Origin of the sequence: Vibrio sp. FF145, from assembly GCF_041439075.1 — a bacterium.
GTDB lineage: Bacteria > Pseudomonadota > Gammaproteobacteria > Enterobacterales > Vibrionaceae > Vibrio > Vibrio tasmaniensis_A.
On record NZ_JBGONH010000057.1, the window covers coordinates 25,387 to 32,565 of the forward strand.

9 protein-coding genes are annotated in these 7,179 nt (G+C 45.2%); all 9 read right to left on the reverse strand.

Annotation, left to right across the window (positions count from 1 at the left end; translation table 11 throughout):
* Positions 1–2: 2 nt before the first annotated feature.
* The 9 genes from traV to ACED42_RS18345 all read right to left on the reverse strand — a co-directional run bounded on the left by traV (position 3) and on the right by ACED42_RS18345 (position 7,092).
* A complete protein-coding gene (gene traV / locus ACED42_RS18305) occupies positions 3–383 on the reverse strand; it encodes a type IV conjugative transfer system lipoprotein TraV (protein ID WP_016800273.1) in 381 nt (126 codons plus the stop codon).
* A gap of 11 nt (positions 384–394) precedes the next feature.
* Positions 395–1,807, reverse strand: coding sequence for a TraB/VirB10 family protein (locus ACED42_RS18310; RefSeq protein WP_371703670.1), 1,413 nt, complete (start codon positions 1,805–1,807; stop codon positions 395–397).
* Positions 1,804–2,529 (reverse strand): type-F conjugative transfer system secretin TraK, encoded by a 726-nt coding sequence (gene traK, locus ACED42_RS18315; protein WP_016800276.1) that lies wholly within the window; start codon positions 2,527–2,529, stop codon positions 1,804–1,806. The genes ACED42_RS18310 and traK overlap by 4 nt, the downstream gene beginning before the upstream one ends.
* On the reverse strand, positions 2,526–3,086 hold the full coding sequence (gene traE, locus ACED42_RS18320) for a type IV conjugative transfer system protein TraE (RefSeq protein ID WP_016800277.1): 561 nt from the start codon (positions 3,084–3,086) through the stop codon (positions 2,526–2,528). Before traE ends, traK begins: the two co-directional genes overlap by 4 nt.
* Positions 3,086–3,391, reverse strand: a complete 306-nt coding sequence (gene traL / locus ACED42_RS18325) for a type IV conjugative transfer system protein TraL (protein WP_016800278.1) — start codon at positions 3,389–3,391, stop codon at positions 3,086–3,088. Before traL ends, traE begins: the two co-directional genes overlap by 1 nt.
* A gap of 41 nt (positions 3,392–3,432) precedes the next feature.
* Positions 3,433–3,735, reverse strand: coding sequence for a type IV conjugative transfer system pilin TraA (locus tag ACED42_RS18330; RefSeq protein ID WP_102488488.1), 303 nt, complete (start codon positions 3,733–3,735; stop codon positions 3,433–3,435).
* A 164-nt stretch (positions 3,736–3,899) separates the two neighbouring features.
* The gene (locus ACED42_RS18335; RefSeq protein WP_102488489.1) at positions 3,900–4,271 is read right to left on the reverse strand and encodes a hypothetical protein; all 372 of its coding nucleotides are present in this window, start codon (positions 4,269–4,271) and stop codon (positions 3,900–3,902) included.
* Between the two features lie 715 nt (positions 4,272–4,986).
* On the reverse strand, positions 4,987–6,561 hold the full coding sequence (locus ACED42_RS18340) for an EAL domain-containing protein (protein WP_137001375.1): 1,575 nt from the start codon (positions 6,559–6,561) through the stop codon (positions 4,987–4,989).
* Positions 6,562–6,732: 171 nt separating this feature from the next.
* Positions 6,733–7,092 (reverse strand): hypothetical protein, encoded by a 360-nt coding sequence (locus tag ACED42_RS18345; protein ID WP_371703673.1) that lies wholly within the window; start codon positions 7,090–7,092, stop codon positions 6,733–6,735.
* Positions 7,093–7,179: the final 87 nt, after the last annotated feature.

Genomic DNA, 7,179 nt, shown 5'->3' on the forward strand with positions numbered 1-7,179 from the left:
CGTTAATCCTTCTTGATAGCCTGAACAGGGCGACCTGTCCAGGTAGACTCGTCTAACACAATGTAAATATCCATTGTGTCGAGGTAAGTGGTGGTGTCATCCGAAGTAAAGGGAAAAATCACCACCTTCCTAACCGTGTCTTGGGTTCGAATAGGATGGCCTTCACGGGTGCGTCTTGGCAGTAAGGCAAAAGGGTGGGAAGCCAGGACGTTAGCCTCGGCGACTTGTTGTGTTGTTGGGTGTGTCGAGATGTTGCGAATGTCATCCATGCTGGCGCAGCCGGGTATACCGCCGATTTTTTGGCAACTAAATTCATCTTGAAAGCCCGCAGAGCAACCTGCTAGTAGGCTAATAAGCAGCGCTGTGAAAAGTTTGATAGTCATAAAAGCCGACCTTAATTTAATTGTTGGTTAACTTCTGCCGCGAGAGGGTTGAGTGTGATGGTTTCTAAAAGGGTGTCTGGTTTTGCTTGCTCTTGCTCTTTTGTCTGATGATCAACATAGCGTTTGATCGCTTCCTCATCATCCAGAGGGAACCCTTTCGTAAAGACGATATTCACGATGCCCCCTGGATTGATTTCGATGAAGGGGTGATATAACTCGGCTAAGGCAATGTAGTAATCCGAAAGCTTACTCCCCACGTCTGAGGTGGCATTGCCCAATAAACTTAATCCCACATCCTTGCTGTTGAGGCTCGACGTTGAGCCAAGCGCTGAGGTTGAGGTGGTGCTGGCCAAGCCCGCCCCGGTCTCACCCAGTCCGGTTAAGATGCCTGAGATCCCCGCCATTTGGACGATTTTGCCGTTACGTAAAATCGAGGTGCCACGGATGCCATTGCGCCCAAAGTTAAAGACGGTGCCTTGAACGGGGATATCTAAAATTCGACCGTCCCGAATGCAGCTGAGGGTTTGAGTGCGCGCCACGCCGCGATTGGAAGAAAGGTCACCGTACACGCTCCCAATGATGGTGCAGTCTTTGAGGTGGCTCTTTTCTCCATTGGGCAACACGCCTTCATGCACGGTTTGAAACACGATGGGGGCGGTATCACTTTGGCCGAACGCCCCGGCATTGGCATCGGCGCCACCGGTGATTTTGGCGGTCACAAAGGTGCCCGACGGGACGTAATTGTCGACGGTTCGTTGGTACGCTGACTCTGAGGAGGCTGTCCAAAAAAAATCAAACGAGTCAAACGCTTGCCCTTGGTCATCAAACGAGGCCTTATCGGCTTTGCTGTATTGAAAGCTCTCTTTTTGCAGATCATTGGTGGCGTAAGAGGGTAAAGGTTTGGGAGGAAGTGGGCGCGAGCCAAACGGCGCAGGCTCTCCCATGACGGTGAGGTGACCGGCTTCCTTTGAGGATAGCGATTGGGTTGATGGCAAGGCGATGGTGCGCTGCGCTTCTTGATGTTGGCGTAATTCCTCGCGTAAGATCTCGTTCTCTTTCTTCATTTGCGAAATCGTATTTTCGTTGCTCGTCATCAAACGATCGACGTCTCGATTGAGGTTTTCCATCTTTTCTTTGACGTCTTCAATGTCTTGACCTTGTAAGGTCAAGGCTGAGCGGTTGTCTTTGTCGGTAAAATCATCAGTAATGATTTCCCCAAAATTGGGGGCTGACTCAACGACTTCTTTCGCAGTATCTAGCGAGGTTCGAGGTTGTTTAAAGGCTTTAAACGCAAAAAAAACTGCGACTAAGAGCGCAACGGCTAACAGGCTGAGTATTTGGTTACGCTGCTTACTTTGGTCATTGGCGAGCACTCCATCCTCTAAGTCTGACTCTCTAAAAAGCCACTGTTTCAATCGTTTCATTCGCGACCTCCTGTGATGATGTACAGATGTGTAGATTCACCTGGGGGTAAGGTATAACGGTCAAGTGAGGCGCTCCGACTGGCGTAACTGTAAAATTGCGCTTCGGTCAGAGTGACGGTGTCATTGGATTGGTTTTTAACTTGATAAATAAGCCCAGAGAAGGGGCGGCCTACAAAAAGGGTCTGCGGAATAATGGCCAGTGGCGACGTGTCTTTGGGGAGGGTTTCGGGGTCAATCGGATGGACACGAAACCCTGGGATAGGCGTCTTTGAACGCTGCCAATGTATCATTTGTTTGGTGAGTTGCCCCAAGGCCAAAGGGTATTCGAGATCTTTTTCAAAGACACTTTTCTCTGCAGTAGAGCGAAGCGGAATAAACTCATTCACCACCGCAGGGACGGCTTTAGGGTTGATAAAAAGCGAGAAATTTTGACCTTTCTCTGTGGTGACGTGCGCGGTAAAAGGCAAGGCGATGTTGAGTTTGACGGTAATAGAGCCCGATTGGTCTCGTTGATTGGCTTTAGCGAGACAAAACCCTCTAGGGCAATGAAGGTTTAATATCTTGTCGTCTTTCACTACTAAACGGTTGGTGTTGACCGAGGATAAGGGCAACACAATGGTATCATTTTGCTCAAAATAGTAGGTCTTTGCGTCAATCGTATGGGCGTGGCTCATGATGGGTAACAACAAACCAAAAAAAGCATAAATCAAGCGTATTTTCATAACGGTATCTCTTGGGCGATGGTGTGAAGTTCAATCAAGCCACTTGAGTAATCGGCTTGGAGTAGATACGTCACGGGCTCAGGGTCAAGTGTGCGCCCCGCGATGGTTTTGTTGAGCGTGCCTTTGACCCGTATTTTCATTTCATTCAGGTTGATAGACAGCGTGTCAACTTCAAAAAAACTGGTGACGTCGTTCTCGATGATAAATTCGGCTTCTCGCATCAACTTGTCTTGTAAGCCACTCCAGTATTTAGGCGGCACGTAGGTAATGAGTAAGTTGAATTGACGTTTAACGTTAGAGGGCGTGACATTAAATTTTAGGTGTATCCACCAATCGGCCATCATAGAAAGATACGCTTCATCAACCGCATCGCTTGAGATCGTAAACGCTCGGTCGATATGAGGTGGCACGAAGGTGCGCTTTTCCGCTTGGTTTTGGCTTAATAAAGCAAAACTCAACCCAGCGGTTCCTAAGGCGGTGATCAACACCACCGCGGTGAGGACGTAATTGATAAAGCGAGCCGCTTTAAGCGCCTCGCCGTTATGTTCATTGAGCATCAGTAAATCCAATATTTTTTTGTGGCGGGGGGCGTGCGTTTAAAAATGGTTTTATTCGCTGTGTCATCCCCATACCAGTGGATGAAGTGAATGATGAATTTGGGGCCGTGTCGGACTTTTAAGCTGCGAATGGTGAGGAAAAAGCCGATACACACGGCGACCGCGACCAACCGATTGATGTTGAACAACATCAAAAACAACAAGATAGAAGGGAGTATTTCATCGATTGGAAATCCGACTATTTTGACGTCGGTTTGTAAGTAGTTTGGAAAAGCGAAGAGGGTTTGTTTGTCTTGATGATCCATGGTGAAATAGGGCGAATAGTTTCGCGCTCTCCTTATGTGGTTTATAAGCCTACAAACCCTTTACCAACTTCCCAGAACACCACGCCAACGAAAAAGCCGATGATGCCACCCACCCAGTTCTTTTGCATGATGCCCACGATGATGCCGCCAATCAGGCCTGCCACCAGAATGTAGAACTCGCCAGAAGACCCCGTCCCTACCGTGTTGGTCACGGTATCTTTACCACTGGCAAAAAGGTCATCGGCGTAAGCGGGTGACGCACAGGCAAAGTAGACGGCCAGTAGCATACAAAAGTGACGCCAATACGTAAGAGGAAGGATGAAGCGTGAGGTTTTATCTTTCATGTGGTTACCTTTAAATGTAAATAAAAGAGGCACGACATCGCACCGCTTTTATCAAAAGGGGTGTCGTGCATCTGGTGGGTTGAAAAGTGGACGTTGTTTGTTCGTCATGCCTTTGGGCTGACTTTAAGCCGTATGAGTGAGGGTGGTCCCATGGTGCTTCTTGATTACATTAAAGGCAACAAGGAAGCGTTTACATACTTCAAACCGCGATTGCGACTGACGTGTTGTTTCCAATTTTGGGGGGTCATTATCGTATTTTTGAGTTTACGATAATGTTTTTTGCGAGCATTTTTTGATGGTGGTGGCGTGAGTTGACGGACCGATTGAGTGTGTTTTTGAACCGAAACGAAATGAACACCCTTCCAATAGAAAGGAAAGGGGAGGCGGTCAGTAAAAGGCAACAAAGCAGCAAATGCCATGTATTCACGCCCGACTGAGCCCAGTTCTTTGAAGCTGACAAAATCCCCTTGTTCAACAAAGCGGTCCAATAAACTCCCCGCCTCATCTTCACGACAATATCCGTATACAATTTGCATTATTTAAACTCCTTTTAAGGACATTGTTTTGCTCTTTTAAAAGAACAAAACAATGGGCTCTCTCTCAAGAGCCGTGCTACAAACTGGCTTGTGTATTCTTGTAGTAGAATACGCACACCCAAAGGGTGTGGTGTCTGGTATTCCCAAGTAACTCTGTTTAACCACTTAACCAGCATGCTTAATTGAGTAGAAAAACAGCCTTGGACGTCGCCCCAGGTAAGGCTCCTGAACTTTTTAGGCATATTACGCAGGCCTGCGCCCATCTGCGGCGCTTTTTGCAATAGTGAAGGCAGCCACTCTTACGGTGATGCGGGTGTTGGTATGCTGATGGAATAAAAAGCCGACGAATGTGTTTTTCGACTTTGCTCTCAAAGACTGCGATATCAACGTAGTCAGTATGAATCAACATCAATGGGGATGACAATGTTTGAAAGCATCAGCAACGCACAAGGGACTTGGTTTTCGACCTATCGTGAAAGAACGGGCCAAAAGGGTTTTCTGACGTACATGTTCTGATGTGTAAGGCGGGAACGGTTCGTTATCCCACAAGGGGACCTTGGTGGACCACTTTAAGTAAGTGATGCCACAAATGAGCAAAGAGTGTGGTTATCTTCTTTACTCCCTACGTGTTCGTTTTATGGACTCAAATAGGCTAAACCACGAGATTAGCAAGAGCATCTTTTCGTTGTTGACTAAGGTAAGCTCCGTGATGTTTTTAGCTGAGCGCCTCACTAACCCGCTCGTGAGTATAACCATAATCTAAAGCCCAGCGATGGAGATCTTCAAGCGACATAGGTTTAGCGTAATAGTAACCTTGATGTTGAAAGACGCCTCTTAATAAAAGCCCGTTAGCTTCAAGCTTATTTTCAACCCCTTCCGCTACTAGATTCATTTCTAACTGCTTAGCCATTTTAATATACCCATCGAGAACAGCGGATTTTCCTTCATCAATGGAGCGTGTAAACATTTTGTCTATTTTAATAGTGTCAATATCGAAATAATGCAAATAGGAGTTTCCGCCATAACCGGTACCTGCATCATCAAGGCTTATTTTAAGTCCTAATGTTTTGAGTAAGGCGAGGCGCTGACTGGCAAACGCCAAATTTTCAATCGGTTGGCGTTCTGTCAATTCAAGCGTCAGTTTTGAGTAGTCGTGCTGAAACCGCTTTAAATAGTGGTAAAAATCGTCATTTTGTAGGTGCAGAGGAGTGATGTTGACACTGCAATAAAACTCAGCGTTTTGACTCATCAAAGACGATAAGTCGCGGTAAATGGTTGTAATGAGATTTTCTGTTGTTGGAATGATATCCCCACTTTGCTCTAGATAATGGATGAACTTGCTTGGTTCTATGACGCGGCCATCAGAGGGAAGCCATCGGAGTAAAGCTTCGACACCGAGCATTTTACCTGTTTGTGCGTCTACAATGGGTTGATAATAGGGGAAAAACTGGGCGTCTCGAACCGCTTTTTGAAGAGCAATTTCTTTTTTTGCGTGCCAATAGGAAACACATAACCAAAGAATGGTGAGTGAAATCATAAAGAGTAAAGTGGTGACCGGCCACAAGTTTTGCTTAAACTTCGAAAGCACTCGTGAGGCTGAGACGGAGGATTCAAAGGTAAGAGGAAGATAGTTTGAAGCAACTGAGTTCGAGTACAGGCGATCAGCATTGGGCAAACTGCCTATTTCAAGGATAGTGTAATTTTCTTTTGGTAAAGATAAACGAATAGAGCGTTGATGGTCTAAATCATTTTCAAGAAAAAGGTATTCCGTGCGTAATGGAAAGAGGAAGCCATATTGTCCATTCGAACCGTATAAATAGGGGGGATGTTTTGGGGTTGTGGAGAGAGAATAAATCGCTAAACGCCACATTTCCCCTTTTAATTGTGTACTGAGTAAGTTCTTAAAATTACGTTGTTCAAATTGCTCAACGCCGAAAGGAGAGCAATAGGTATAAGGTTTCTGCTTATCAAGATTAACGATGGGTATCGACATAAGTAGATGCGACACATAAAGCTTCTCTAACTGCTCTATAGTGTCAGTGGAGCATTCACCGCTAGCGACGCTGGCTTCAGAAAGAGTGGGTTTTTCAAGCCCATATTTAATCGCAACAGAAACGATTTGATCGAGGTAGTCGACGTCATGCTTAATTTCATTATGAACTTGATAAAGACTGGTTGCTAATGAAGCCAATAAGCTAAACAACAGGGCCAATAACATAACACCAGTCTTATAGACCCATTGAGGGTGGGGACTGAATAAGCGGTCTAACCAAGGGTGTCTGGAGCGCATGCTTAACTCTTTATAATTATAAGTCCAATGGATTGTCTTGAGCTATGAAATGTTATTATGTGGTTTAATTAACGTTAATTTCTATAAAACCTTTTAATTTGAAAGGGTAAAATTATAAAAGTGGAAAGCCGATCACTTTTTGTTAGGAAGTTTCAATTTTTAGGTTCTAAATCAATCCTTAAAGAAACACGGACCATAATCTTGGGCCGCATTAAACATATGGCTTAAATGTAAGGCTTTCTTTGTTAAAGGATTATATTTATGACAAGCAAAACAGCCCCTATCTTCTTTAGGATGCACTAAAGCAAACCATTGGGGGTTTTGGACATAGGTCTCCATTGTGCTGTTTGATAATAACTTCGAACCGCCTATTTCATTTTTCCAAGTGGGAGGTATCTCTCCTTTATTTAAATCACTCTCGTTTGAGACTGTCCAAGATGTACCCACAAGGAAGTAGTTAGACCAAACAAATTTACGTGATTGGTAATAGTCTGACATTGCCTCGTTAAGCGCTTTTATATCTTTAGCCACTTGAATTTTCGTTAAAAAACCAACCCCATAGGGTAATGCCGATCAGTTAAAGCCAAAGTGATCGGTTGAAGGATCCTTCCGAGCTGT

Excerpts from the sequence above, each read along its gene's own strand:
- traV (WP_016800273.1), bottom strand. The coding sequence starts at position 383 with ATGACTATCAAACTTTTCACAGCGCTGCTTATTAGCCTACTAGCAGGT.
- ACED42_RS18310 (WP_371703670.1), bottom strand. The coding sequence starts at position 1,807 with ATGAAACGATTGAAACAGTGGCTTTTTAGAGAGTCAGACTTAGAGGAT.
- traK (WP_016800276.1), bottom strand. The coding sequence starts at position 2,529 with ATGAAAATACGCTTGATTTATGCTTTTTTTGGTTTGTTGTTACCCATC.
- traE (WP_016800277.1), bottom strand. The coding sequence starts at position 3,086 with ATGCTCAATGAACATAACGGCGAGGCGCTTAAAGCGGCTCGCTTTATC.
- traL (WP_016800278.1), bottom strand. The coding sequence starts at position 3,391 with ATGGATCATCAAGACAAACAAACCCTCTTCGCTTTTCCAAACTACTTA.
- ACED42_RS18330 (WP_102488488.1), bottom strand. The coding sequence starts at position 3,735 with ATGAAAGATAAAACCTCACGCTTCATCCTTCCTCTTACGTATTGGCGT.
- ACED42_RS18335 (WP_102488489.1), bottom strand. The coding sequence starts at position 4,271 with ATGCAAATTGTATACGGATATTGTCGTGAAGATGAGGCGGGGAGTTTA.
- ACED42_RS18340 (WP_137001375.1), bottom strand. The coding sequence starts at position 6,561 with ATGCGCTCCAGACACCCTTGGTTAGACCGCTTATTCAGTCCCCACCCT.